Consider the following 24,641-nt stretch of genomic DNA (forward strand, 5'->3'; position numbering starts at 1 on the left):
GCGAGTCGAGGGCTTCACAGGGCCGGCGAGTCGGGGTTCGCCCGAGTGCCGGGGCCGCCGAAACCTGCCTGCGGGGCGGCGTCCGCGTCGGGTTTGCCGTGCATGCGTACGTCCTGCTCGGCGAGCTCCCGCGCCCGGCGGGCCAGGGAGTCGGCGTGCAGCCGGTCGGTGAGGGTGGAGGGCGGGGCGGCCGGTCCGGCCGGTGCCGTGTCCCGCGCCGCCGCCAGCAGGGTGCGGGCCTCGGCGCCCACCGCGGCCCGGTGTGCCGCGATGAAGGCGTCCGCGCCGGCGATTGCGCTGTCCGCCGTGAGCAGGGCGGCGGCCGGGAGGACACCGGTGCGGCCGGTGGCGAGTGGTGCGGCCGCCTCGACGGTCCGGCGGAGGAGGTCCAGGGGGTCGTACGGGCGGGCGCCGGTCAGGGTGTGCCGTACGGAGGCCAGGACGGCGTCGGCGTGCCCCAGCCGGGCTCGCAGTTCACCCACGGGGACGTGGGACAAGGGGCCCTCCGCGGGCCCGTCCGGAGCCCCGTCCGAAGGCCCCTGCTCCCCGGTGGCCGGCCGTCCTCGTACCACCGCCAACTCCGCCTCGGCGCCCGTCAGGGTGGCCGGGAGCATCTTCTGGGCCGTCGTCAGATCGGCCGCCAGTCGCTCCACCCCGTCGAGCAGTACCGCGGCCCGGGCGATGGCGCCTTCGGCGGCGCGGAGTTCGCGGGCCGTGCCGTCCGGGTCGCCCGAATCGGCCGCCTGGCGCGACCGGTTGAGGTGGGTGGTGGCGAAGACCAGGTGGTCCTTGGCCTGTTCTACGTGGCCGGTGACCGGGGCGGTGGCGGACAGGGCGTAGCGCCGGGTGACGTCCGCGAGGGTGGTCTCCGTGGTTGCCGTGCGGGCGGCCAGCTCGCGGAACCGGGTCTCCGCGAAGGCCAGGGCCTGCCCGGACTCCCGGGCCGGCGCGCGGAGCCGGTCGAAGGCCGCGGCCTCCATGTCCAGCCGGCGGCACGCTTCCTGGCACCGGCCCACGATTCCGGTCAGCGCGTGGCGACGGGAGGTCTCGTCCTCCGGGACGCCCGCGTCGTACCGGCGGCGCATGCGGAAGGCGGCGGACAGTTCGGACTCGGCCTCCCGTAGGGCCCGGGTGAACGGCGCGACGGCCGCCGGTCCGGAACGCGGCTCGGCGAAGCCCAGTTCCTCGTGGCCGGCGCGGATCCGGTTGTCGGCCTCGGCGAGGAGGGCCCGCGCCTGTTCGTCGAGGCCGCCGAGGGGCGGGACGGGGGGCGCGGTGCGGGTGCTGCCGCCGGGGGTCGTACGGGTTCGGGTCCGCCGGGTGCGTCGTACATAGCCGTATCCGGCCAGGGCGCCTGCCGCGCCCACCACGGCGAGCGGCAGGACCAGGTCCGCGGCGGAGGTCTCCTCGTCCTCCGGCGCGGCGGCAACGCGCCGGGAGTCGGTGCTGATCGCAACCGGAGCGTCCGTGTTGATCGTCATCCCTGGCAACGCCAGCCACACGAGCCCGGCCGCACCGCCCAGCACGGCATGCGCCACCCGCACGGATATGGAAGAGCGGGTGCGCCGCGAGCGGCCCCGGATCAACGATGACGTCACCTTTCGGAGCGTATGAGGAGGAATGCGGGGGCGCGACCGGGGTGGCGGGTGGCCGTAGACCGATGAGGGAGGGGAACGCCGTCATGGAACGTTCTGGGGGGACCGGGATGGAAGCAGAGCAGGAGCCCGAGACGGAGCCGGCGACGGCGCCGGAGCAGGAGCCCCGGTCCGGGCCCGAGCGGCGGCGGACCTGGGTCCGCCGGGTCCGTCGCACCGCTCTCGCGCTCGTCCTGGTCGTCGTGCTGCCGGTGCTCGCTTCCCAGATCGCCCTCCGGGTCAATTACGCCGGCGATCCGGCGGCCGGCACCTACACCCGCGGCAAGGACGCCATCTGGCTCGGCCATGCCTGGGTCGACGGACGGAAGAAGGACGCCGACGTCGCTGCCCTGGCCCGCCGGCTGGAGAGCACCGGGATGCGTGATCTCTACGTCCACTCCGGGCCCCTGGAGCACAACGGCACGCTGCCCAAGTCGGCGTATCCGAGAGCGCGTTGGTTCATCGACGCGATGCACGGGGCCGCGCCCGGCATCCGGGTGCAGGCCTGGCTCGGTGACGTGCTCGCCACCGAGAGCCCGAACGGCATGCGGCTGGAGCGGCCGGAGACCCGGGCCGCCGTCGTCGAGTCCACCCGGCAGATCCTGGCCGTGGGCTTCGACGGCGTGCACTTCGACCTGGAGCCGCTGCACTCGGGCGACCGGAACTACCTCACCCTCCTCGACGCGCTGCGGCCCGTCACCCGCGCCGCGGACGCGCAGCTGTCGATCGCCGCGCACCAGATCGATCCGGTGCCGGGGTTCCACTCCTTCTGGGGCACGGTCGCCGGGCACCCGAAGTGGTGGTCGCAGAAGTTCTTCGGGCAGGTCGCGCGACGGGTCGACCAGATCGCGGTGATGTCGTACGACACCATGCAGCCGTTGGAGAGCACGTACGGCGGCTATGTCGCCCAGCAGACAGCGCTGGCCCTGGAGGCCACCCCGCGGTCCACCGACCTGCTCATGGGCCTGCCCTTCTACCACGAGAACCGGTTCGGCCACTGGAATCACGCCGAGACCGCCGCCGCCGCGGTCAGGGGGGTCCGGCTGGGCCTCTCGCGTACGGACGCGGACCGTGCCAACTTCGGCGTCGCCGCATACGTGGACTTCGCGGCCACGGAGGAGGACTGGACGGCGTACCGGGAGGGCTGGGTGCGCTGAGAAACCCCCGCCTTCGGTTTACGTCGGGGGGCGGGGGCGCGTCGGGGGGTGTCCGTCCTCGGAACGGCGCGGAATCGGTCGCTCACCGACTCAACGGCGTCGACGCGCCAACCCTGCGGGCGAACACCCCCCGACACGCCCCCTCCGCGCCGTACGCGGGTGCCGGACCGCCATGCGGTCCCACGTAAGCCTCCCGTGGCCGAGACGTCATGTGCGCTTCGCCCGTACGGGTTCTTCCGTTGGTTGTGAGCCGGCTGTGGGCGCCCTACCGTCCACGGATGCGAGCGCTACTGACCAGCAAGACCGCCCGGCGTGCCCTGCGGCCGATCGTCGAACTCCTCGACCAGCGCATCGAGCGCCAGGTCCGCCGGGTCATGACGAACACCGTCGGGAACACGACCCGGAACGCCCCCGGGAGCACCGCTGCCGATGTGACGCAGCAGGAGCTGCAGAAGCTGCGCGGCCGCCAGCGCCCCCTGGAGCTGTTCTTCGACGGCACCGGGCGCGGCGCGTCACGGCTGCCGTCCGCGCCCCACCTCGACCGCACGATCGCGGAGCTGGCGCGGGTGACCGGGGACAAGGACGGTGCCGAGCGCAACGTCGCCCAGGCGTTCCGGCTGCTCATCGCGTTGGAGGCGCTCGGCGTCGGCCGGATCGCCGGCGGGACCATGAACATCGTCGGCAAGCTGTCCGCCGTGCCGCTGCTCGATCCGCCGAACGACGAGATCCTGGAGATCGGCACGCTGTACGGGATGTTCGGCGCGGCCCTGATCCGGATGATGGAGCGCGCGGGGCGTGATCCGAGGCTGACGATCGTCGATCCGCTCGCGGGGACGCAGCTGCAGCCCGGCGCCACCATGGGGGACGACGCCTCGGGCACCCCGGTGCGGGGAGCCGCGGTGCGCACCAATCTGTCGCTGGCGGGCGCGGCCGGTGCCGCGACCCGGATCCAGCAGGGCTTCTCCGAGGACCCCGAGGTACGCGCCCTGGTCTCCGACCGGTCCTACGGCGTGATCGTCGTCGACGGGGACCACTCCGCCGCCGGTGTGGCGGCCGACCTGGAGTGGGCCGAGCGGATCGTGGCACCCGGCGGCATCGTCGTACTGGACGACTTCGGGCACCCGAAGTGGCCCGGTATCAAGGAGGCCTTCGAGAAGCACATGGCCACCGAGACCCGGTTCACCTACCTCGGCCAGGTCGCGCACTCGGGTTATCTGCGGGCCTCAGCCTGACGAGGGCCGCCGCCGGATCTTGTTGCCGAGCCATACGAGCGGGTCGTACTTGCGGTCCACCGCCCGTTCCTTCAAGGGGATCAGCGCGTTGTCCGTGATCTTGATGCCCTCGGGGCAGACCTCCGTGCAGCACTTGGTGATGTTGCAGTAGCCGAGGCCGTGTTCGTCCTGGGCGGTCTGTTTGCGGTCGAGGCCGGACTCCGCCGCCGCGTCCAGTGGGTGCATGTCCAGTTCCGCGACCCGCATCAGGAAGCGCGGGCCGGCGAAGGCCGGTTTGTTCTCCTCGTGGTCGCGGACCACATGGCAGGTGTCCTGGCACAGGAAGCATTCGATGCACTTGCGGAACTCCTGCGGCCGGTCCACGTCCTCCTGCATCATCCGGTACTCGCCGGGACCGAGGTCGGCGGGCGGTACGAAGGCGGGCACCTCGCGGGCCTTCGTGTAGTTGAAGCCGACGTCCGTGACGAGGTCCCGTACGACGGGGAAGGCGCGCAGCGGAGTGACGGTGATCGTCTCGTCGGGGGTGAACACCGACATGCGGGTCATGCACAGCAGACGGGGGCGCCCGTTGATCTCCGCCGAGCACGAACCGCACTTGCCCGCCTTGCAGTTCCAGCGGACGGCGAGGTCGCCGGCCTGGGTGGCCTGGAGGCGGTGGATGATGTCGAGGACGACCTCGCCCTCGTTCACCTCGACCTTGAAGTCCTGGAGGTCGCCGCCCTGCACGTCACCCCGCCACACCTTGAAGTGGGCCGTGTAGCCGCTCATTCGTACAGCTCCTCTTCGGCGAGGTACTTGACCAGCTCCTCCTTGTCGAAGAGGGCGAGCAGGTCGGGGCGGATGGGGTCGGTGGACTCACGGCTGAGGTCGATCTGGCCGCGCACCGGGTCGGTGGCCGCCAGCCCGCCGGTGGGATCCGTGAGCCGGCACAGCAGGTTCACGGGGCGCCACTCGCTGTCCATCGCCGGGTGGTCCTCGCGGGTGTGGCCGCCGCGTGACTCGGTCCGCTCCAGCGCGGCCCGGGCCACGCACTCGCTGACCAGGAGCATGTTCCGCAGGTCCAGGGCGAGGTGCCAGCCCGGGTTGAACTGGCGGTGGCCCTCCACCCCGGCCCGCCGGGCCCGTAGCCGCAGGTCCGCCAGCTTCTCCAGGGCCTGCTCCATCTCCGCCTCGCGGCGGATGATGCCGACCAGGTCGTTCATGGTCTGCTGGAGTTCCTGGTGGAGGGTGTACGGGTTCTCCGGCGGCCCTCCGGCGGGTTCCGGGCCTTCCGCCGAGAACGGCCGCAGGGCCTCCGCCGCCGCCGTGTCGACCTGGGTGTCGTCCACGGGCGGGCGGTCCGCCGCGAGCCCGGTCGCGTAGTCGGCCGCGTGCCAGCCCGCGCGCCGGCCGAACACCAGCAGGTCGGACAGGGAGTTGCCGCCCAGGCGGTTGGAGCCGTGCATGCCGCCCGCGACCTCACCGGCGGCGAACAGACCCGGCACCCCGCGCGCGGCCGCGGTGTCCGACTCGACGGCGATGCCGCCCATCACGTAGTGACAGGTGGGCCCTACCTCCATCGGCTCCGCCGTGATGTCGACGTCTGCCAGCTCCTTGAACTGGTGGTACATCGACGGCAGCCGGCGCCGGATCACCTCGGCGGGCATCCGCGTCGACACGTCGAGGAACACGCCGCCGTGCGGGGAGCCGCGGCCCGCCTTGACCTCGGAGTTGATCGCGCGCGCCACCTCGTCACGGGGGAGCAGCTCGGGCGGGCGCCGGTTGTGGTCCGGGTCCTCGTACCAGCGGTCGCCCTCCTCCTCGGACTGGGCGTACTTCTCCTTGAAGACGTCGGGGATGTAGTCGAACATGAAGCGTTTGCCCTCGGAGTTGCGCAGGACGCCTCCGTCGCCGCGCACGGACTCGGTGACGAGGATGCCCTTCACCGACGGCGGCCAGACCATGCCCGTCGGGTGGAACTGCACGAACTCCATGTTGAGGAGGGGTGCCCCGGCCAGCAGCGCCAGCGCGTGGCCGTCACCGGTGTACTCCCACGAGTTCGACGTCACCTTGAAGGACTTGCCGATGCCGCCGGTCGCGATCACCACGGCGGGGGCTTCCAGGACGAAGAAGCGCCCGGTCTCACGGTCGTAGGCGAAGACTCCGGACACCCGCGAGCCCGCGGCGGAGCCGCTGTCAGGCACAGTCTTGAGGATCCGGGTGACCGTGCACTCCTGGTACACCTTCAGGCGCGCCTCGTAGTCGCCGGTCTCCTGGAAGTCCTGCTGCTGCAACGACACGATCTTCTGCTGGAGGGTGCGGATCAGTTCCAGGCCCGTACGGTCGCCGACGTGCGCCAGGCGCGGGTACTCGTGGCCGCCGAAGTTGCGCTGCGAGATCCGGCCGTCCTTCGTACGGTCGAAGAGGGCGCCCCAGGTCTCCAGCTCCCACACCCGGTCCGGGGCCTCCCGCGCGTGCAGCTCGGCCATCCGCCACTGGTTGAGGAACTTCCCGCCGCGCATGGTGTCGCGGAAGTGGACCTGCCAGTTGTCACCGGAGTTCACGTTGCCCATCGCCGCGGCGATGCCGCCCTCGGCCATCACCGTGTGCGCCTTGCCGAACAGCGACTTGCAGATGACGGCAGTACGGGCACCGCGCTCACGCGCCTCGATGGCGGCACGCAGCCCGGCCCCGCCGGCACCGACCACGACGACGTCCCATTCCTGCCGGTCGACCACGGACATCAGAAGAACCTCGGATCGTCGAAGGCGCCGGACGCGACCAGGTACACGTAGAAGTCGGCGAGCGCCACGCTCACCAGCGACGCCCAGGCGAGCAGCATGTGCCGGGCGTTGAGCCTGCCGACCCACTGCCACATCCGGTAGCGCACGGGATGCTTCGAGAAGTGCTTGAGCTTGCCGCCGACGATGTGCCGGCAGGAGTGGCAGGAGATCGTGTACGCCCAGATCAGCACGATGTTGATCAGGAAGACGAGCGTGCCGAGGCCCATGTGGCCCCACTCGTAGTGCTCGTCGCGGAAGGCGAGCACGGTGTCGTAGGTCAGGATCCCGGCGACGACGATCGCGGCGTAGAAGAAGTACCGGTGGATGTTCTGCAGCACCAGCGGGAAGCGGGTCTCGCCCGTGTACTTCTTGTGCGGCTCGGCCACCGCGCAGGCCGGGGGCGACGCCCAGAAGCCCCGGTAGTAGGCCTTGCGGTAGTAGTAGCAGGTCAGGCGGAAGCCGAGCGGGAAGATCAGGATGATGATCGCGGGGGAGATGCCCCACCAGCCCCCGAAGAGATCGGCGTTGGGGCCGCCCCTCATCGGCTCGCAGTTGTCGGCGAGACAGGGGGAGTAGAAGGGCGAGACGTACGGCGCCGCGTAGTAGTCGGCGTTCGCGAACGCCCGCCACGTCGAGTAGACGATGAAGGCGAGCAGACCGGCCGCCGTGGCGGCCGGGGCCAGCCACCAGCGGTCGGTCCGCAGGTGCGGGGCGTCGATCGCGGCGCGCGTACCGGTGTGTACGCCGCCGCGCGGGGGAGGGGGGTCTGCTGTGGCTGGAGGTTCCGTACCAGTGGCCAATTCATGACTCCGGTCGGGTCGGGACTCCGGGACGGCTCAGGGGGCGCGGCGGTCCCGGGCGCCGAGTCCCTCGTCGTCCGAGTCGATCCACAGTGAGTCGTCGTACGGGGTGTCGGGGATGGTGACGAGATCGGGACGCCTGGGCGAGGCCGGTGTGGAGGCCGCCTCACGCAGCAGCGCGACGCTCTCGCGCAGGTGTTCGGCGTCGGCGCGGACGCGGCGCATGTCGAGCCCGCCGCTCCCGAGCTGCTGCTCCAGGCGTCCGACCGACCGGGTCAGATCGTCGAGGCAGCGCTGCACCGATGTCAGTTCGTCGTGCACGGACATGACGTGACCTCACTTCCGTGGGCGGGATTGCCCTGGGCGGCAACGTTCATGCGCCTGCGAGTGTTGCGCGTCACACCTACCGGTGGGAAGGGACGTGCACCGATTGGCCGAGGCGTATGGGTGCATTCCCTGGTGCGTTGCGCCGCACGGGTGGCCTTCCCGGCTGTCGTCGCCGTGTCGCCGTCCGTTGCCGAACCCTTTCCTCTTCAGTGGCCGCATACATGTGATCAGCTCCATATACCGCCAAAAGTGATCATAACGCCCGCGGCTCCCGGAGGTAAGCAGATGTCCCACGACGGCGTCAGACTGCGCGCGGTCATGCGCTCGGTCTCCTTCCTCACCGCGGGTGCGCTCGCGGTGCCCCTGCTCGCCGGATGCAGCTCCGAGGACAAGGCGGGCAGGCCGCTCGCCGGCCAGGACATCGCCCCCGCCGCCCGGGACCGGCTCGCCGACGGCGGCACCCTGCGCTGGGCCGTGGACGCCCTCCCGGAGACGCTGAACACCTTCCAGGCGGACGCGGACGCGGGGACCCACCGGATCGCCCAGGCCGTGCTGCCGTCGATGTACCGGATGGACCGCAACGGCCGGCCCGAGCGCAACCCCGACTACCTGGAGTCCGCGAAGGTCGTCGAGTCCGAGCCGAAACAGGTCGTGCTGTACAAGCTGAACCAGCAGGCCGTGTGGAGCGACGGCCGGGAGATCGGCGCCGCCGACTTCGCCGCCCAGTGGCGGGCCCTGTCCGGCAAGGACACCGCCTACTGGACCGCGCGCAACGCCGGGTACGAGCGCATCGAGAAGGTCGAGCGCGGGGCGAACGACCTGGAGGTGCGGGTCACCTTCGGGCGGCCGTACGCCGACTGGCAGTCGCTGTTCTCGCCGCTGTACCCGAAGGACGTCATGGGGGCGCCGGACGCCTTCAACGACGGGGCGCGGCGCAAGCTCAAGGTCACCGCCGGGCCGTTCGCCGTGAAGAAGGTCGACCGCAAGGACGACGAGGTCACCCTGGCCCGCAATCCGCGCTGGTGGGGGCGGTCCGCCAAGCTGTCCGAGGTCGTGCTGCGGGCCGTACCGCGCGGCAAGCGGGCCGCCGCGCTGGCCGCCGGGACCCTCGACCTCGCCGAGATCGACCCCGAGTCCGTCGGACGCATCACCCTCGCCTCACGCGCCGCCGGCAAGGGCACGAGCGCCCCGCTCCAGGGCCCGGGCGGCACGAAGGGGAACAGCGCGGGCGAGCAGCGGCGCAAGGCGGTCGCCGGGTACCGCAGCCGGCAGGCCCTCCAGGGCTTCGAGGTCCGCAAGTCGCTGGAACCCGCCTACACCCAGCTCGCCCTCAACGGCGCCGCCGGTCCGCTCGCCGACGAGCGGGTGCGCCGGGCCGTCGCCCGGGCCCTGGACCGGAAGGCGCTGGCGAAGGCCGTCCTCAAGCCGCTCGGGCTGCCCGCCGCGCCGGTCGGCAGCCACCTCGCCCTGTCCGGTCAGGCCGCGTACGCCGACAACAGCGGCGCCCTCGGCGGTCAGGACACCGCGGAGGCGCGGGCGCTGCTCGCGGACGCCGGATGGGTGCTCGGCGGGCCGGTCAAGGAGAAGAAGAAGGGGGAGGAGGCGGCCGGCGCCGAGCGGGAGAAGGCCGGGACGTCCGAGAAGGCCGGGGAGGAATCGGCACAGGGCGACGACGGGACGTACATCGTCGGGGAGGACGACAAGGCTCCCCACGAGGGCGACCGGGAGAACGAGCACGGGACGGGTGACGCGCACGGCCGCACGGAGAACCACTCCCGGACGAGCGGGGAGGGCGGCAAGCACCTCGCCCAGGACGGCAGGCAGTACGCGAACCAGCTGAAGCAGGGCGGCGCCCCCGGCGCTTACGCGCCCGAGGGCACGGCGGCTCCGGCGGGCACCGCGGCCGGGGTGCTCGCCAAGGACGGCAAGCCGCTCACCCTCCGCTTCGTGCTCCCCTCGGGGTCCGGCTCGCAGACGCTCCGCACGGTCGCCGACCGGATCAGCCGCATGCTGAAGAAGGTCGGCATCCGCACCGAGATCTCCAAGGTCGCCGACGAGAGCTACTTCAAGGACCACATCGCGTCCGGCCAGTACGACCTCGCCCTGTACTCGTGGCCCGCCTCCGCCTTCCCGGCGACCGACGCCCGCCCCATCTTCGCCAAGCCGGTGCCCGCCGCCGACGGCTCCCTGAACGTCGAGCAGAACTACACCCGCGTCGGCACCGACCAGGTCGACCAGCTCTTCGACCAGGCCGTGGCCACGCTCGACCAGGAGGAGAACCGCGGTCTCATCCGCAAGGCCGACTCCCGCATCTGGGCGGCGGCCGGCTCCATCCCCCTCTACCAGCGCCCCCAGCTCACGGCGGTGCGGAAGAGCCTGGCCAACGCCGGTTCCTTCGGCTTCCAGACGCCGGTCTACGAGGACATGGGCTACCTGAAGAAGGGCATGAAACCGGCCGCGAGCGCTTCGCCGAAGTGAGCCCCGTGGCCCTGTGGAGGCCGTCTCCGCCAGGGCCACGTACCATGGGGTGAGGCCGTGGCGTGTCCAGCCCGGCAGGGTCCCGCGTAACACAGATGTACGCGCAGGCCTTCCTCACACCCCGGGAGATCGCCGCAATATGGCCACGCGCCACGACATCCGCAACGTCGCCATCGTCGCCCACGTCGACCACGGCAAGACGACCCTCGTCGACGCCATGCTCAAGCAGGCGGGTGCCTTCGCCGCGCACGCCGCCGAGTCGCTCGACGACCGCATGATGGACTCGAACGACCTGGAGCGTGAGAAGGGCATCACGATCCTGGCCAAGAACACTGCGGTCAAGTACCACCCGAAGGATGGCAGCGATGTCATCACCATCAACATCATCGACACCCCCGGCCACGCCGACTTCGGTGGTGAGGTCGAGCGCGGCCTGTCGATGGTGGACGCGGTCGTGCTGCTGGTCGACGCCTCCGAGGGCCCGCTCCCGCAGACCCGCTTCGTGCTGCGCAAGGCGCTGCAGGCCCGCCTGCCCGTCATCCTGTGCATCAACAAGACGGACCGCCCGGACTCGCGCATCGACGAGGTCGTGAACGAGGCCTACGACCTCTTCCTCGACCTCGACGCCGACGAGGACCAGATCGAGTTCCCGATCGTCTACGCGTGTGCGCGGGACGGCGTGGCATCGCTGACCAAGCCGGAGGACGGCACCGTCCCGGCCGACAGCGACAGCCTGGAGCCGTTCTTCTCCACGATCCTGTCGCACGTCCCGGCCCCCGAGTACGACGAGGAGGCCCCGCTCCAGGCGCACGTCACCAACCTGGACGCGGACAACTTCCTCGGCCGTATCGCGCTGCTCCGCGTCGAGCAGGGCGAGCTGCGCAAGGGCCAGACGGTCACGTGGATCAAGCGTGACGGCACGATGTCCAACGTCCGCATCACCGAGCTGATGATGACCGAGGCGCTCACCCGTAAGCCCGCCGAGAAGGCCGGCCCCGGTGACATCTGCGCGGTCGCCGGTATCCCGGACATCATGATCGGCGAGACGCTGGCCGACCCCGAGAACCCGGTCGCGCTGCCGCTGATCACGGTCGACGAGCCGGCGATCTCGATGACCATCGGTACGAACACCTCGCCGCTGGTCGGCCGCGGCGGCACCGGCAAGGGCGCCACCGCGAAGGCCGCGGTCAAGGACCGCAAGGTCACCGCCCGTCAGGTCAAGGACCGTCTGGACCGCGAGCTGGTCGGCAACGTCTCGCTCCGCGTGCTCGACACCGAGCGTCCGGACGCGTGGGAGGTCCAGGGCCGTGGTGAGCTGGCGCTCGCCATCCTGGTCGAGCAGATGCGCCGCGAGGGCTTCGAGCTGACCATCGGCAAGCCCCAGGTGGTCACCCAGGTGATCGACGGCAAGGTCCACGAGCCGGTCGAGCGCATGACGATCGACGTGCCCGAGGAGCACATGGGTGCGGTCACGCAGCTCATGGGCGTCCGCAAGGGCCGCATGGACAACATGTCGAACCACGGCTCGGGCTGGGTCCGCCTGGAGTTCGTCGTCCCGTCCCGCGGCCTCATCGGCTTCCGGACCGAGTTCCTGACCGGCACGCGCGGCACGGGCATCGCCCACTCCATCCACGAGGGCCACGAGCCGTGGTTCGGGACCCTGACGACCCGTAACAACGGTTCGCTGGTCGCCGACCGCGCGGGCGCCGTCACCGCCTTCGCGATGACGAACCTCCAGGAGCGCGGCGTGCTGTTCACCGACCCCGGCACCGAGGTGTACGAGGGCATGATCGTCGGCGAGAACTCCCGCGCCGACGACATGGACGTGAACATCACCAAGGAGAAGAAGCTCACCAACATGCGCTCCGCCGCCGCCGACTCGTTCGAGGCGATCGTCCCGCCGCGCAAGCTCTCCCTGGAGCAGTCCCTGGAGTTCTGCCGCGACGACGAGTGCGTCGAGGTGACCCCGGAGGCCGTTCGCATCCGCAAGGTCGTCCTCGACCAGAAGGAGCGCGGTCGCTCCGCGAGCCGCGCCAAGCACAGCTGACGCTCGGTCGGCACACGGCCCGAAGCCCGGCTGCCCCCATCGTGGGGGCAGCCGGGCTTTTTGCAACCCATTTTTGCCTGCTCCCCGGAGGCCGCGTGTCCGGATTGCGGTGATCCTCGCCCGGTACCCATGTAACACGTCCGTTTCGCACCCTTCTCGTGCCGAACAGTTTGTCCAAGTTTTGGAAGATGTACGCGTCAGCTGTGACTGAATTGAGATTTAAAGACGGTGGTCGGTAGTTGGCGCATGGCAGATAGTTAGCCGCGTAACGCTCGGGTCAATGGGTCTCGCGCTGTGGGGACAGCGCCGACTCACGAGCACCAGGGGGTGTCTGACCCTCCGTCAGGGGTGTCGGAGGACAGACATACGCCCCCTCCTGTTGGTGAACACGTGGAGTCATGAGGAGGAGTCCCATGCGCGGTGTCACAAGCACCAGGTGGGTCACAACGTCATCCGTAGCCGTCAAGTGCCCGGCACTGTACGGCGATTGCCACTGAGCGCAGGCGGCCGGCGGATCGGCACGCCCTGGCGCCTACGCGCGTCCGGCTGCGCGTTTCCCGCCTGCTTCGCGGTGTCCTGACGCTTCTTCATGATCCGGTCCGTGACCGCGCACACCCGCGCCGGTCGCCGGCTCGGCACACCCACATCTGTGAAATGGGCGAACTGTGACAAGTCCTATCGACATCGAGGGCGGCGGGACATCGGTCGTCGTCGACGGCGAACCCGAGCCGAAGAAGAAACCCGAGGAACAGCAGCTGGTCGGCCGCTCACCCGGCCAGCTGATGTGGATCCGCTTCAAGCGCGACCGCGCCGGCGTGCTCTCGGCCTGCGTCGTGCTCTTCTTCTTCGCGATCGGCCTCGCGGCTCCGCTGATCTCCAAGCTGTACGGCAAGAACCCGTACACGGTGTACGCGGACGAACGTCCCGAACTCTTCGACAGCGCGGGTGTGCCCCTGCAGCCCAACGGCGGCATCAGCGGCGAGTTCTGGTTCGGCCTGGAACCGGGCAACGGCTACGACGTCTTCACCAAGCTGCTCTACGGCATCCGCAACTCCCTGATGATCTCCCTGGCCGTCACGGTCGCCACGGTCGTCACCGGCATCCTCCTCGGCGTCGCCGCGGGCTACCTCGGCGGCAGGCCCGACTTCTGGATCAGCCGGCTGATCGACTTCCTGCTCGCCTTCCCCTCGCAGCTCTTCTTCATCGCGAGCATGCCGGTCGTGGTCTCGCTCTTCGTGAGCCCCAGGGACGAGACGCCGGTGTACGTCCGGGTGGTCGCGCTCATCACGGTGATGTGGTTCCTGGGCTGGATGAGCCTGGCCCGCATCCTGCGCGGCACCACCCTGGCCCTGCGAGAACGGGAGTTCATCGAGGCGGCCAAGGTGAGCGGGGCGCCGCCCGGCCGCATCATCCGCAAAGAGGTCCTGCCCAACGTGGTCACGCCGATCCTGGTGCAGTCGACCTACATGCTCCCCAACTTCGTGACCGCCGAGGCCGGTCTGTCCTTCCTCGGCGTCGGGATCGTCGAACCGACGCCGGACTGGGGGCAGATGTTCTCCAAGGCGTCCACCGAACTCGTGATGCAGAACGACATCACCTACATGTTCTTCCCGGGCATCTCGATGATCATCTTCATCGTGGCGTTCAACCTGCTCGGGGACTCGGTCAGGGACGCCTTCGACCCCAAGTCGGAGCGCTGACCGAGAGATCGTGGGCATCCCGCCCGACGCGTACCGGATGGCACTTGTACCGGTCGGCATTTCATTGGCACTGGTGACACAAGATGGGTGGAATCTGTGATGGGTAAGGGTGGACGCCCCGCGTACGCCGCACTGTCACTGCTCGCGGCGGGGGCTCTCGTGCTCACCGGCTGCAGCGAAGGTGGCAGCAAGGACAGCACCAACGACAAGGAGAACGAGGAGAACGCCGCACGGCAGCAGGCCGGCATCGACTTCGGCGACGCCAAGGCCTCGACCGGTCCGGCGGCCGAGATCGCCGGCGCCAAGCCGGGCGGCACGATCACGGTTCTCCAGCGCGACAGCTTCGCGCACCTCGACCCGGGACAGATCTACGTCTCGGACGAGATGGCGCTCTCGCAGCTGATCCACCGTGGTCTGACGAGCTACAAGGCCACCAGCGACGACGGGCAGAAGCACGAGGTCGTCGGAGACCTGGCCACCGACAGCGGCAAGACCACCGACGGCGGCAAGACCTGGACGTACAAGCTGAAGGACGGCATCAAGTGGGCCGACGGCTCCGCGATCACCGCCGCTGACGTCCGGCACACCTTCGAGCGAATGTTCGCGCCGTTCGTCTCCAACGGCCCGACGTACATCCAGCAGTGGATGGCCAACACCCCGGGCGCGGAGTACCGCAAGCTCCTCCCGGACGGCCCGTACAAGGGCAAGCACCTGCCGGACACCGTCCTGTCGACGCCTGACGACAAGACCATCGTCTTCCACTTCGAGCAGGCGAAGCCCGACCTGCCGTACGCGCTGGCCATGGCGGGCTACTCCATGGTGTCGGAGAAGAAGGACACCAAGGAGAAGTACGACAAGGCCCCGATGGCCGCAGGCCCGTACAAGATCCAGGAGTTCAAGTCCGGCAAGTCGATGAAGCTGGTGAAGAACACCAACTGGGACCCGGGCACCGACGCCGTCCGCCACCAGTACGTCGACCAGTTCAACTTCGAGTTCAACAAGCAGTACGAGGACTCGACCAAGGCCATCCTCGACGACAGCGGCGTGAACGCCACCGCGATCAGCTTCAGCAACCAGGTCGACGCGGGCAACCTGTCGAAGGTCCTGCGCGACTCGGCGCTGAAGCCCCGTACGGTCTCCGGCTACCAGCCGTACGTCGGGCAGATGAACATCAACCTGTCGCAGCCCGAGATGCAGGAGAAGGCGGTCCGCGAGGCCATCGCCTACGCCCTGCCGATCACCCCGTTCGTGCGGGCCTACGGCGGCACCGACGCGATGGAGACCGCCGGCGGTCTGATCAGCCCGACCGTCTCCGGCTACGACGCGACCTTCGACCCGTTCGGCAAGAAGAAGAAGCCCGCCGGTGACCCGGCCAAGGCCAAGGAACTGCTGGAGAAGGCCGGCAAGACGGGCCTGAAGCTGACCTTCGGCTACATCAACACCCCCGAGGGCCAGCAGTACTCCACCGCCATGGCGGCGGGCCTGGAGAAGGCCGGCTTCGACGTCCAGCGCCAGGAGATCCCGGCCGAGACCTACTACGACCAGGTCAGCAAGGTCAAGAACAACTACGACATCTACCACACCGCGTGGGGTGCCGACTGGCCGAGCGCGTCGACCGTGATCCCGCCGCTGTACGACGGCCGCCAGATCCAGGACGGTGCCTCCAACTACTCGCACATCAACGACGACAAGGTCAACGCGGACATCGACCGGGTCTCCGCCATCACCGACCCCGTCAAGGCCGCGGAGGAGTGGAACAAGATCAACGAGTACATCGTGAAGGATGTCGTCTCCAACATCCCGACGGCGTACTACAAGCAGACCCAGATCGCCGGGTCCAAGATCGGCGGCCTCGTGTACGACGACGTCATCGGCGGCGTCGACCCGCGCAGGCTGTTCGTGAAGTAACGCCCGTCCAAGCGGCGTCAGGTGCGCCCCGTCCCGTGACGGGGCGCACCCCGCCGCAGGCTTCCGACGCCCGAAAGCTGCCCTGAGATGCTGCGCTTCCTCTTCCGCCGGATCCTCGGCTCACTCGTGATCCTGGTCCTGCTGACCGTGGTCGCCTTCCTGCTCTTCTTCGGCATGCCCCGTGACCCGGCGCTGCTGATGTGCGGCAAGACGTGCACTCCCGACGCTCTGGCGAACATCCACCAGACCCTCGGGCTCGACAAGTCGATTCCGGAGCAGTTCTGGATCTTCCTGCAGGGGCTCGTCATGGGCCGCGACACCTTCCCGCAGGGGCCGTGCCCCGCCCCTTGCTTCGGCTACTCGTACCACACCAACGAGGCCGTCTGGTCGACCCTGATCGACAGGCTGCCGCTGACGCTGTCGCTGGCCTTCGGCGCCACCATCCTGTTCCTGCTCGTCGGGCTCGGCACCGGCCTGCTGGCCGCGTGGAAGCGCGGCACCCTCATCGACAAGTCGTTCACCGCGGGTTCCATGGTGATCAGCTCGATGCAGATCTACTTCCTGGGCCCCCTGGCGCTGGCGCTCCTGGTGTACCAGGCGCACCTCTTCGACGAGCCCAAGTACACCAGCATCACCGAGAATCCGGCCGCCTGGTTCACCGGGCTGCTGATCCCCTGGGCCGTCCTGTCGACGATCTTCGCCGCGCAGTACACCCGTATGGCGCGCTCCGCGATGATCGAGCAGCTTCAGGAGGAACACGTCCGCACGGCCCGGGCCAAGGGCATGAGCGGTCGCTACGTCTTCTTCCGGTACGCCTGGCGCGGCTCCCTCATCCCCATCATCACCATCCTCGGCATCGACCTCAGCTCGCTGCTCGGCGGCGCGATCATCACCGAGTACACCTTCGGACTGCCCGGGCTCGGGCGGCTCGCGGTGGACTCGGTGCAGTTCAGCGATCTGCCGCTGCTGCTCGGCGTGATGCTGTTCTCCGCCGCCGTGATCCTGCTGTGCAACATCGTCGTCGACGCCTGCTACGCCCTCATCGACCCGCGCGTGCGGCTGTCCTAGGAGCACTGTCGTGACCACTCTGACCAAGGAAGCCGCATCCCCGAACCCGGCGGACGCGGACGCCTTCCTGTCGGTGCGGGACCTGCATGTGAGGTTCAGGACCGAGGACGGCATCGTCAAGGCCGTGGACGGGCTCTCCTTCGACCTGCAACGCGGCAGGACCCTGGGCATCGTCGGAGAGTCGGGTTCCGGCAAGTCCGTCACCAACCTGACCATCCTCGGGCTGCACAACCCGAAGTTCACCACCGTCGAGGGCGAGATCCTCCTGGAGGGACAGGAGCTGACCACCGCCCGGGAGTCCGAGCTGGAGAAGCTGCGCGGCAACAAGGTCGCCATGATCTTCCAGGACCCCCTCACGGCACTGTCGCCGTACTACACGGTGGGCCGGCAGATCGCCGAGCCCTTCATGAAGCACACCGGCGCCTCCAAGAAGGCGGCCTGGGAACGCACGGTGGAGATGCTCGGCAAGGTCGGCATCCCCCACCCCAAGGAGCGGGCGAAGGACTATCCGCACCAGTTCTCCGGCGGTATGCGCCAGCGCGCGATGATCGCGATGGCGCTGGTGTGCGACCCCGACCTGCTGATCGCCGACGAGCCGACCACCGCCCTGGACGTGACCGTCCAGGCGCAGATCCTGGACCTGCTGAAGGACCTGCAGAGCGAGTTCGGCACGGCGATCGTCTTCATCACGCACGACCTCGGGGTCATCGCCGACATGGCCGACGACATCATGGTGATGTACGCGGGCGGCGCGGTGGAACGCGGCACGGTGAACGAGGTGCTGCGCTCGCCCCAGCACCCCTACACCTGGGGTTTGCTGAATTCGATGCCCCGGCTGAACTCCGACCTCGACGCCCCCCTCGCGCCGATCCCCGGCGCACCGCCGTCGCTGCTCACGCCTCCGTCCGGCTGCCGTTTCCATCCCCGCTGCACCTTCCAGGACCGGGTCGTCGGCACGCGCTGCGTGGACGAACGCCCGCTGCTGGGCCCGGACCGCGACTCGGCCTGCCACCTCACGGCGGAGCAGAAGCGGACCATCTTCATCGAGGAGATCAGGCCCCGCCTGGGGTAGGACGACATCGTCGTGACGGGCATGGTCGTGGCGGACACGGCAGTGATGGACACGGCAGTGGCGGAACACGGCAGTGGCGGACACGGTCGCGGCAGACACGGTCGTGACGGACACGAAAGAGGAGTCATGAAAGAGGATCTCGTCCTCCCCGCCCCGCGCGAGGCCGTCACCGGCGGCGCCGGGGAGCCGCTGCTCGTGGTGGAGGGGCTCACCAAGCACTTCCCGGTCAAGGGCGGCTTCCCGATCCGGCGGACCGTCGGCGCCGTGCAGGCCGTCGACGGCATCGACCTGACCGTGAACGTCGGCGAGAGCTTCGGGCTGGTCGGCGAGTCGGGCTGCGGCAAGTCGACGACCGGACGCCTGATCACCCGGCTCCTGGAGCCGACCGGCGGCACGATCTCGTACCGCGGCCAGGACATCAGCCATGCGAGCCGCAAGCAGCTCGCGCCGATCAGGTCCGAGATCCAGATGATCTTCCAGGACCCGTACTCCTCACTGAACCCGCGGCAGACGATCGGAAAGATCATCTCCGGTCCGATGGAGGTCAACGGGATCGAGCCGGAGGGCGGGCGCGAGAAGCGCGTCCGTGAGCTGCTGGAGACCGTCGGTCTCAACCCCGAGCACTACAACCGCTTCCCGCACGAGTTCTCCGGCGGCCAGCGGCAACGTATCGGTGTGGCACGGGCGTTGGCCCTGGAGCCGAAGCTGATCGTGGCCGACGAGCCGGTGTCCGCGCTGGACGTGTCGATCCAGGCGCAGGTGGTCAACCTGCTCAAGAAGGTCCAGCAGGAGCTGGGCATCGCGTTCCTGTTCATCGCCCACGACCTGGCGGTGGTACGGCACTTCTCGCACCGCGTGGCGGTGATGTACCTCGGCAAGATCATCGAGGTCGGCGACCGCACCTCCATCTACACCCGCCCCCGCCACCCCTACACCCACGCCCTGCTGTCCGCCGTACCCGAGGTGGACCTCACGGACGCCGGGGCGGGCCGACGCGAGCGCATCCGCCTGGCCGGCGACGTCCCCTCTCCCATTTCGCCGCCCTCCGGCTGCCGGTTCCGTACCCGGTGCTGGAAGGCGCAGGACAAGTGCGCGGCGGAGGAACCGCCGCTGATCCGGCTCTCCGGCAACCACGACGGCCATCTGACGGCCTGCCACTTCCCGGAGGAGCCGACGATCGAGGGCCGCGAGGAGGACATCGTCCTGGACCCGGCGCTGGCGGCGCTGGAGGAGGAGTAGGGGAGGGCTGCGGCAGGACTGCGGGGAGGATTGCCGGGAGGACCAGGGCTGTCCGGCGGACCAGTGCAGGAGAACGGCGGTGACCCGGCAACACCGGCGACCCGGCAACACCGGCGCGGCGGGCTCGGGGTCCGCGAACGACCGGTGGGCCAACACGGCAGTCCGCCACGACGAGGTGCGGCGGCGGATGACAGGATCGGGGGTTCATGCGGGTCTGTTGCCGTGCGGGCCTGTTGCCGTGTGGCCTGTCGCCACGGCTTGGAGAGGGCGGACGTTGCTGCATCACGCGGAGCTGTGGGTGCCGGATCTGGAGCGCGCGGTGGGCTCCTGGGGATGGCTGCTGGAGCGGCTGGGCTACCAGGAGTACCAGCGCTGGGCGGCCGGGCGCAGCTGGCGGATGGCGGACACGTACATCGTCCTCGAACAGTCACCGGCACTGCGTCCGGGCGAGCCGTACGACCGTATGCGCCCGGGTCTGAACCACCTGGCCTTCCACGTACCGAGCCGCGCGGACCTCGACGCGCTGGTCGAGGCGGCGCCGGAACACGGCTGGACCCTGCTCTTCCCGGACCGGCATCCGTACGCGGGTGGGCCCGAGCACTGCGCGGGATATCTGGAGAACGGGGACGGGTTCGAGGTGGAGCTGGTGGCTCGGAAGGACTGAGTGGGCTCACCGGCAGCCCGCAACCTCAAGGATTCGCTTAATGGTTCGACACCCGGTCGCCGGTCCGGGAGCATCCTCCTCGATGACAAGAACAGACACTCCTCCCGCGTGGGACGAGCGCACCCAGCTGACCACCTTCCTCGACTACGCCCGCGACACCGCCCGCGCCAAGTGCGAGGACGTGTCGCCGGAGAACGCCCGCAAGGCCCCGCTGCCGGGCTCGCCGCTGATGACTCTGAGCGGGCTGGTCAACCACCTCCGCTGGGTCGAGTACTTCTGGTTCCAGGTGGTCTTCCTCGGCGAGGAGGACGAGGGTCCCTGGACGGACGAGGACCCCGACCGCGAGATGCGCATCGCCGTGGACTTCCCGCTCCCGGACCTCCTCAAGGAGTACGCCGAACAGGCGTCCCGCTACCGGGAGTTGGTCGCCGCCCACGACCTGGACACCAAGGCCAAGCGCACGAACAGCTCCGGCCGCCGGGTCGACCTGCGCTGGATCCTCCTCCACCTGACCGAGGAGACGGCCCGGCACAACGGGCACCTAGACATCCTGCGGGAGATGGTCGACGGCAGAACGGGTGTCTAGGTCTGGTCGGCGAATCAGCGATTCAGGTTGACGACTCGGGTGAAGTGCTTCTCGTAAAGGCCGGGGCGGACCGTCGCGATGAAGGGGTCTTCGTACTCCTCGCCCACGCGGCGGGCTGCCTCCACCGCGGCGGCGGCACCGAACGTCAATCCCTCCTGGTGTAGTTGGCAACACGTCAGTACGGCGGAGTAGTCGAGGTCGACGGTGGCGATGCCGAGTTGTCCGATATGGGCGGCGATGCCCGCCCGCTCACGCTCGGCCTCGATGACGCAGAGCGCCGGCGTGTGCAGAAACACGAACGGCTCCATCCTGGCCGCGTGCACGAGACCGGAGACCTGGCGGTTCCCGCCCAGAGCCAGCAATGTCACGTCATCGAGGATGTAGTGCTCTCGGATCACGCCGCGCCCTGCTCGTCGGCGTAATGCGCCACGACCTGGCCGCGCACGTTGCGCAACACGTCGATGCTGGACTCGTCCGTGACGGCGACGCCGAAGTGCTCGGCGAGATAGTCGGCGGTGTGAGCGGCGCGCTCCTGCAGCTCGGCGGGCGTGAGGGTGCTCTCGGCGAACTCCTCGATCAGGCGGCGCATGGTCGTCCCGCGGGCTTCAGCGAGGACGGCGAGGCGGTCACGGGTCTTCGCGTCGACCTTGATCGTGGTGTCCATGGCTGGAGTATACCGGCCGGAATACCGGGTGCGGGGTTGGATGAGCTGCGATTGGCTCATGCCTCTTCCTCCTTCGGTGAAACGCTGAACCACACCGCTTTGCCGTACGGATAGTCCCGCACGCCCCACTGGTCGGCGCACGCTTCGACGATGCCGAGCCCGCGACCGCGCTCGTCGTCGGCGCCAGGGTTGCGAGTCGCCGGCGTGCCGGGAGCGTGGTCCCAGACGGTGACCCGGAAGTCGTCGGGCGTGCGTTCCATGCGGACGTAGGTCTCCATGGGGGAGTAGCGGTAGGCGTTGGTGACGACCTCGGAGACGAGCAACTCGACCGTGTCCATGATGCAGTTGAGCTTGGCGGCGGCGAGGATGCTGCGGATCGTGGCTCGGAGAGAATCCTCCTCGGGTCCACGCCATCGTTCACGAGGCGGCGTTGCACCCGTCGTACGGAGATGGGCGTGTCATGCGTGATCAGCTGGTTCGGCTGATCGAGCTGTCACGTCTGCCTCACGTCACCGTCCAGGTGCTGCCCTTCGACGGTCCGGTGCCCTTCGGTACGTCCTTCACCATGCTTCTGCCGCCTGTGAAGCGACTCGGCACGGTGGTCGTCGCGCACGTCGAAAGGTCCTTGTATCTGGGCGATGCCGAGGCCCTTGCTCGGTACACCGACCTGTTCGCTAGGCTGCGGAACACGGCCCTCCCGCCTGTGGACGTGGCCGTACCGCCCGAGGGACACCTGGCGAAGGACTCCTTGGGGCTGATCCAGAGACTCCTCTATCCCCTCCTCTGAGAAGGCGAGCATGACCGGGCTGCGGTGGCAGAAGTCGACCTACAGCGAAGGCGGTGCCGACACCTGCGTCGAGGTCGCCCGCGACGACACCGGCACCGTCCACCTCCGCGAGAGCGACACCCCCGGCACAGTCCTCGCCTCTGCTCCGTCCGCCCTCGCGGCGCTGCTCGGCGGGATCAAGGGCGGCGGGACGGCCCCTTGGCCGTCGTCGTAACCGGTTGATGGCACGACTGGCGTACAGGTGACGAACAGCCGTAAATGGTGAAGGCCCGCGCCTGGGTGGGCGCGGGCCTTCGTCCCCTGGACCGGACGTTCGTGGGCTCGGGTCAATGGGCCGGGAAAGCCCGGTCCGCAAGGAGGCGGCTGACGGAATTGGGGTGTTGTCAGGCCGCCGCCTGGGGGTCCTTGGAGAGGCGGGGAGCAGGGACCGTGTCCGCCGTCTCGGGGTAGTGGCAGGCGGTGAGGTGGCCTGGCTTGTTGCCCTCGACCTGGACCAGCGGCGGGGCCTCGCTCGCGCACTTGTCCGTCGCCTTCCAGCAGCGGGTGCGGAAGCGGCAGCCGGAGGGCGGGTTGATCGGGGACGGCACGTCGCCCTTGAGGAGGATGCGCTCACGGGCCGGCACGTCGTCCGCGGTGGCCTCGGGCACGGCGGACAGCAGGGCCCTCGTGTAGGGGTGGCGCGGATTGCCGTAGAGGTCCTCGCGGTCGGCGATCTCGACGATCTTGCCGAGGTACATGACCGCCACGCGCTGGGAGAAGTGGCGGACGATCGCCAGGTCGTGGGCGATGAAGACGAAGGCGATGCCCAGGTCCTTCTGCACCTGCTGGAGCAGGTTCACGACCTGCGCCTGGATCGACACGTCCAGCGCCGACACCGGCTCGTCGGCCACGATCAGCTTCGGCTCCAGGGCCAGCGCGCGGGCCACACCGATGCGCTGGCGCTGGCCGCCGGAGAACTCGTGCGGGAAGCGGTTGTAGTGCTCGGGGTTGAGGCCGACGATCTCCAGCAGCTCCCGGACGCGGTTCTCGCGGCCGGCCGCCGGGTTGATGTCGTTGATCTCCATCGGACCGGCGATGATCTTGCCGACCGTCTGCCGCGGGTTCAGGGACGCGTACGGGTCCTGGAAGATCATCTGGATCTCGGACCTGATCGGCGCGAGCTGCTTGCGGCCGGCGTGCGTGATGTCCTGGCCGCGGTACGAGATCGTGCCGCCGGTCGGCTCCAGGAGCCGGGTGATCAGGCGTCCGGTGGTCGACTTGCCGCAGCCGGACTCGCCGACCAGGCCCAGGCTCTCGCCCTCGGCGACCGAGAAGTCGAGCCCGTCGACGGCCTGCACGGCACCGACCGTGCGCCGGATCGGGAAGCCGCCCTTGATCGGGAAGTGTTTGGTCAGGCCGCTGACGTCCAGGAGGGGGTTCGCGTTGCTCATGATGGTGAAGTCCCGTCTCGTGTCCGTCAGTTGTGCCGTGATGCGGCGAAGTCGGCGAAGAATTCCCGGCGCTGGTCCGGCGTGAGGTGGCAGGCGGAACCCCTGCCCTCCACGACCTCGAGCGCCGGCTGCTCGGTCGAGCACAGCCCGCCCGCGACCTTCTCGGCGAAGGTGCACCGCGGGTGGAAGCGGCAGCCCGTGGGCGGGTTGAGCAGCGAGGGCGGCGAGCCCGGGATCGGCGACAGCGGCACGTCGACCGGACCGTCCAGGCTCGGCATCGAGTTCATCAGACCCAGCGTGTAGGGGTGCCGCGGGGCGCGCAGCACCTCCCGCTTGGTGCCGCGCTCCACGCACCGGCCGCCGTACATCACCAGTACGTCGTCCGCGATGTCGGCGATGACACCGAGGTCGTGGGTGATGAAGACGATCGCCGTGCCGAACTCCTGCTGGAGATCCTTGAGGAGGTCCATGATCTGCGCCTGGACCGTCACGTCGAGGGCCGTGGTCGGCTCGTCCGCGATCAGCAGCTCGGGGTCGCACACCAGCGCCATCGCGATCATCGCGCGCTGGCGCATACCGCCGGAGAACTGGTGCGGGTAGTCGTCCACCCGCATGTCCGGCTGTGGGATCCCCACCCGCTTCAGCATCTCGATCGCCCGCGCCCGGGCCTCCTGCTTGGAGGCGCCGGTGTGCTTGCGGTACGTCTCACCGATCTGCTTGCCGATGGTGTGGTACGGCGACAGCGAGGCCAGGGCGTCCTGGAAGATCATCGCCATCTTGTTGCCGCGCAGCCGCTCCAGTTCCTTCTCGGAGGCGGTGAGCAGTTCCTTGCCGTCGAGCAGGATCTCCCCGTCGATCGCCGTGCGGGCACGGTCGTGCAGGCCCAGGATCGTCAGGTTGGTGACGGACTTGCCGGACCCCGACTCGCCCACGATGCCGAGCGTCTTGCCCTTGGCGACGTCGAAGCTGAGGCCGTCGACGGCCTTGACGATGCCGTCCTCGGTGGAGAAGTGGACTTTCAGGTCCCTGACGGACAGGAAGGGCTGCTGATCGGTGCTCGTCACGGGGACGCTCCTGAGGGGGGTG

Annotated in this window: 23 protein-coding genes; 13 read left to right on the forward strand and 10 right to left on the reverse strand. The window is 69.4% G+C overall.

Annotation, left to right across the window (positions count from 1 at the left end; genetic code table 11):
• Positions 1-14: 14 nt before the first annotated feature.
• Complete coding sequence (locus ACZ5XS_RS02055; protein WP_468647286.1) at positions 15-1,598, reverse strand: hypothetical protein; 1,584 nt, start codon at positions 1,596-1,598, stop codon at positions 15-17.
• A 107-nt stretch (positions 1,599-1,705) separates the two neighbouring features.
• Between ACZ5XS_RS02055 and ACZ5XS_RS02060 the strand changes: the two genes are divergently transcribed.
• Together ACZ5XS_RS02060 and ACZ5XS_RS02065 are read left to right on the forward strand one after the other, a co-directional pair.
• The gene (locus ACZ5XS_RS02060; RefSeq protein ID WP_468647287.1) at positions 1,706-2,791 is read left to right on the forward strand and encodes a glycoside hydrolase family 18 protein; all 1,086 of its coding nucleotides are present in this window, start codon (positions 1,706-1,708) and stop codon (positions 2,789-2,791) included.
• Positions 2,792-3,069: 278 nt separating this feature from the next.
• The gene (locus ACZ5XS_RS02065) at positions 3,070-4,023 is read left to right on the forward strand and encodes a class I SAM-dependent methyltransferase (RefSeq protein WP_468647288.1); all 954 of its coding nucleotides are present in this window, start codon (positions 3,070-3,072) and stop codon (positions 4,021-4,023) included.
• On the opposite strand, the gene ACZ5XS_RS02070 is transcribed toward ACZ5XS_RS02065, so the two are convergent.
• Genes ACZ5XS_RS02070 through ACZ5XS_RS02085 form a run of 4 tightly spaced genes read right to left on the reverse strand, consistent with a single transcriptional unit; the run spans position 4,015 to position 7,912 of the window.
• Positions 4,015-4,791: a succinate dehydrogenase/fumarate reductase iron-sulfur subunit gene (locus ACZ5XS_RS02070; protein ID WP_468647289.1), complete on the reverse strand. Its 777-nt coding sequence runs from the start codon at positions 4,789-4,791 to the stop codon at positions 4,015-4,017. The genes ACZ5XS_RS02065 and ACZ5XS_RS02070 overlap by 9 nt on opposite strands.
• Positions 4,788-6,746, reverse strand: coding sequence for a fumarate reductase/succinate dehydrogenase flavoprotein subunit (locus tag ACZ5XS_RS02075; protein WP_468647290.1), 1,959 nt, complete (start codon positions 6,744-6,746; stop codon positions 4,788-4,790). Before ACZ5XS_RS02075 ends, ACZ5XS_RS02070 begins: the two co-directional genes overlap by 4 nt.
• On the reverse strand, positions 6,746-7,585 hold the full coding sequence (locus ACZ5XS_RS02080) for a hypothetical protein (RefSeq protein WP_468647291.1): 840 nt from the start codon (positions 7,583-7,585) through the stop codon (positions 6,746-6,748). The genes ACZ5XS_RS02075 and ACZ5XS_RS02080 overlap by 1 nt, the downstream gene beginning before the upstream one ends.
• A gap of 36 nt (positions 7,586-7,621) precedes the next feature.
• Positions 7,622-7,912, reverse strand: coding sequence for a hypothetical protein (locus tag ACZ5XS_RS02085; protein ID WP_217241121.1), 291 nt, complete (start codon positions 7,910-7,912; stop codon positions 7,622-7,624).
• 285 nt (positions 7,913-8,197) lie between these two features.
• Between ACZ5XS_RS02085 and ACZ5XS_RS02090 the strand changes: the two genes are divergently transcribed.
• The 9 genes from ACZ5XS_RS02090 (at position 8,198) to ACZ5XS_RS02130 (ending at position 20,674) form a co-directional block, all read left to right on the forward strand.
• The gene (locus ACZ5XS_RS02090; protein WP_468647292.1) at positions 8,198-10,390 is read left to right on the forward strand and encodes an ABC transporter family substrate-binding protein; all 2,193 of its coding nucleotides are present in this window, start codon (positions 8,198-8,200) and stop codon (positions 10,388-10,390) included.
• Between the two features lie 139 nt (positions 10,391-10,529).
• Positions 10,530-12,437, forward strand: a complete 1,908-nt coding sequence (gene typA / locus ACZ5XS_RS02095) for a translational GTPase TypA (protein WP_468647293.1) — start codon at positions 10,530-10,532, stop codon at positions 12,435-12,437.
• 665 nt (positions 12,438-13,102) lie between these two features.
• Positions 13,103-14,137 carry an ABC transporter permease gene (locus ACZ5XS_RS02100; RefSeq protein WP_217241118.1) on the forward strand — a complete coding sequence of 345 codons (1,035 nt, stop codon included), beginning with the start codon at positions 13,103-13,105 and terminating at the stop codon, positions 14,135-14,137.
• Positions 14,138-14,236: 99 nt separating this feature from the next.
• Positions 14,237-16,045, forward strand: coding sequence for an ABC transporter substrate-binding protein (locus ACZ5XS_RS02105; protein ID WP_468647294.1), 1,809 nt, complete (start codon positions 14,237-14,239; stop codon positions 16,043-16,045).
• A gap of 87 nt (positions 16,046-16,132) precedes the next feature.
• Positions 16,133-17,113 carry an ABC transporter permease gene (locus ACZ5XS_RS02110; RefSeq protein WP_468647295.1) on the forward strand — a complete coding sequence of 327 codons (981 nt, stop codon included), beginning with the start codon at positions 16,133-16,135 and terminating at the stop codon, positions 17,111-17,113.
• A 10-nt stretch (positions 17,114-17,123) separates the two neighbouring features.
• Complete coding sequence (locus tag ACZ5XS_RS02115) at positions 17,124-18,185, forward strand: ABC transporter ATP-binding protein (protein WP_468647296.1); 1,062 nt, start codon at positions 17,124-17,126, stop codon at positions 18,183-18,185.
• Between the two features lie 126 nt (positions 18,186-18,311).
• Positions 18,312-19,424, forward strand: coding sequence for an ABC transporter ATP-binding protein (locus tag ACZ5XS_RS02120; protein WP_468647297.1), 1,113 nt, complete (start codon positions 18,312-18,314; stop codon positions 19,422-19,424).
• A 274-nt stretch (positions 19,425-19,698) separates the two neighbouring features.
• Positions 19,699-20,088: a VOC family protein gene (locus tag ACZ5XS_RS02125; protein WP_468647298.1), complete on the forward strand. Its 390-nt coding sequence runs from the start codon at positions 19,699-19,701 to the stop codon at positions 20,086-20,088.
• Positions 20,089-20,170: 82 nt separating this feature from the next.
• The gene (locus tag ACZ5XS_RS02130) at positions 20,171-20,674 is read left to right on the forward strand and encodes a DinB family protein (protein WP_468647299.1); all 504 of its coding nucleotides are present in this window, start codon (positions 20,171-20,173) and stop codon (positions 20,672-20,674) included.
• Positions 20,675-20,688: 14 nt separating this feature from the next.
• Here the strand turns inward: ACZ5XS_RS02130 and ACZ5XS_RS02135 are convergent, their stop codons facing one another.
• The 3 genes from ACZ5XS_RS02135 to ACZ5XS_RS02145 are packed head-to-tail and all read right to left on the reverse strand — an operon-like array spanning position 20,689 to position 21,676.
• On the reverse strand, positions 20,689-21,042 hold the full coding sequence (locus ACZ5XS_RS02135) for a PIN domain-containing protein (RefSeq protein WP_468647300.1): 354 nt from the start codon (positions 21,040-21,042) through the stop codon (positions 20,689-20,691).
• A 26-nt stretch (positions 21,043-21,068) separates the two neighbouring features.
• Positions 21,069-21,338 carry a hypothetical protein gene (locus tag ACZ5XS_RS02140; protein WP_468647301.1) on the reverse strand — a complete coding sequence of 90 codons (270 nt, stop codon included), beginning with the start codon at positions 21,336-21,338 and terminating at the stop codon, positions 21,069-21,071.
• 56 nt (positions 21,339-21,394) lie between these two features.
• Positions 21,395-21,676, reverse strand: coding sequence for an ATP-binding protein (locus ACZ5XS_RS02145; protein WP_468647302.1), 282 nt, complete (start codon positions 21,674-21,676; stop codon positions 21,395-21,397).
• Between the two features lie 92 nt (positions 21,677-21,768).
• Here ACZ5XS_RS02145 and ACZ5XS_RS02150 point away from each other — a divergent pair, with 92 nt between their 5' ends.
• Positions 21,769-22,125: a Scr1 family TA system antitoxin-like transcriptional regulator gene (locus tag ACZ5XS_RS02150; RefSeq protein WP_468647303.1), complete on the forward strand. Its 357-nt coding sequence runs from the start codon at positions 21,769-21,771 to the stop codon at positions 22,123-22,125.
• A 10-nt stretch (positions 22,126-22,135) separates the two neighbouring features.
• Entirely contained in the window at positions 22,136-22,339 is a 204-nt protein-coding gene (locus ACZ5XS_RS02155; RefSeq protein ID WP_468647304.1) for a DUF397 domain-containing protein, read from the forward strand.
• 169 nt (positions 22,340-22,508) lie between these two features.
• Here ACZ5XS_RS02155 and ACZ5XS_RS02160 read toward each other — a convergent pair whose 3' ends face one another.
• Both ACZ5XS_RS02160 and ACZ5XS_RS02165 read right to left on the reverse strand, forming a co-directional pair.
• The gene (locus tag ACZ5XS_RS02160; protein ID WP_468647305.1) at positions 22,509-23,555 is read right to left on the reverse strand and encodes an ABC transporter ATP-binding protein; all 1,047 of its coding nucleotides are present in this window, start codon (positions 23,553-23,555) and stop codon (positions 22,509-22,511) included.
• Between the two features lie 26 nt (positions 23,556-23,581).
• Complete coding sequence (locus ACZ5XS_RS02165; protein WP_468647306.1) at positions 23,582-24,619, reverse strand: ABC transporter ATP-binding protein; 1,038 nt, start codon at positions 24,617-24,619, stop codon at positions 23,582-23,584.
• Between the last annotated feature and the right edge of the window lie 22 nt (positions 24,620-24,641).

This window comes from Streptomyces sp. NPDC033131, assembly GCF_055578365.1.

What these genes read in the sequence shown, in the direction of transcription:
- ACZ5XS_RS02060 (WP_468647287.1), top strand. Translation starts at nt 1,706, where the DNA reads ATGGAAGCAGAGCAGGAGCCCGAGACGGAGCCGGCGACGGCGCCGGAG.
- ACZ5XS_RS02065 (WP_468647288.1), top strand. Translation starts at nt 3,070, where the DNA reads ATGCGAGCGCTACTGACCAGCAAGACCGCCCGGCGTGCCCTGCGGCCG.
- ACZ5XS_RS02070 (WP_468647289.1), bottom strand. Translation starts at nt 4,791, where the DNA reads ATGAGCGGCTACACGGCCCACTTCAAGGTGTGGCGGGGTGACGTGCAG.
- ACZ5XS_RS02075 (WP_468647290.1), bottom strand. Translation starts at nt 6,746, where the DNA reads ATGTCCGTGGTCGACCGGCAGGAATGGGACGTCGTCGTGGTCGGTGCC.
- ACZ5XS_RS02085 (WP_217241121.1), bottom strand. Translation starts at nt 7,912, where the DNA reads ATGTCCGTGCACGACGAACTGACATCGGTGCAGCGCTGCCTCGACGAT.
- ACZ5XS_RS02090 (WP_468647292.1), top strand. Translation starts at nt 8,198, where the DNA reads ATGTCCCACGACGGCGTCAGACTGCGCGCGGTCATGCGCTCGGTCTCC.
- typA (WP_468647293.1), top strand. Translation starts at nt 10,530, where the DNA reads ATGGCCACGCGCCACGACATCCGCAACGTCGCCATCGTCGCCCACGTC.
- ACZ5XS_RS02105 (WP_468647294.1), top strand. Translation starts at nt 14,237, where the DNA reads ATGGGTAAGGGTGGACGCCCCGCGTACGCCGCACTGTCACTGCTCGCG.
- ACZ5XS_RS02110 (WP_468647295.1), top strand. Translation starts at nt 16,133, where the DNA reads ATGCTGCGCTTCCTCTTCCGCCGGATCCTCGGCTCACTCGTGATCCTG.
- ACZ5XS_RS02120 (WP_468647297.1), top strand. Translation starts at nt 18,312, where the DNA reads ATGAAAGAGGATCTCGTCCTCCCCGCCCCGCGCGAGGCCGTCACCGGC.
- ACZ5XS_RS02130 (WP_468647299.1), top strand. Translation starts at nt 20,171, where the DNA reads ATGACAAGAACAGACACTCCTCCCGCGTGGGACGAGCGCACCCAGCTG.
- ACZ5XS_RS02140 (WP_468647301.1), bottom strand. Translation starts at nt 21,338, where the DNA reads ATGGACACCACGATCAAGGTCGACGCGAAGACCCGTGACCGCCTCGCC.
- ACZ5XS_RS02145 (WP_468647302.1), bottom strand. Translation starts at nt 21,676, where the DNA reads ATGGACACGGTCGAGTTGCTCGTCTCCGAGGTCGTCACCAACGCCTAC.
- ACZ5XS_RS02155 (WP_468647304.1), top strand. Translation starts at nt 22,136, where the DNA reads ATGACCGGGCTGCGGTGGCAGAAGTCGACCTACAGCGAAGGCGGTGCC.
- ACZ5XS_RS02160 (WP_468647305.1), bottom strand. Translation starts at nt 23,555, where the DNA reads ATGAGCAACGCGAACCCCCTCCTGGACGTCAGCGGCCTGACCAAACAC.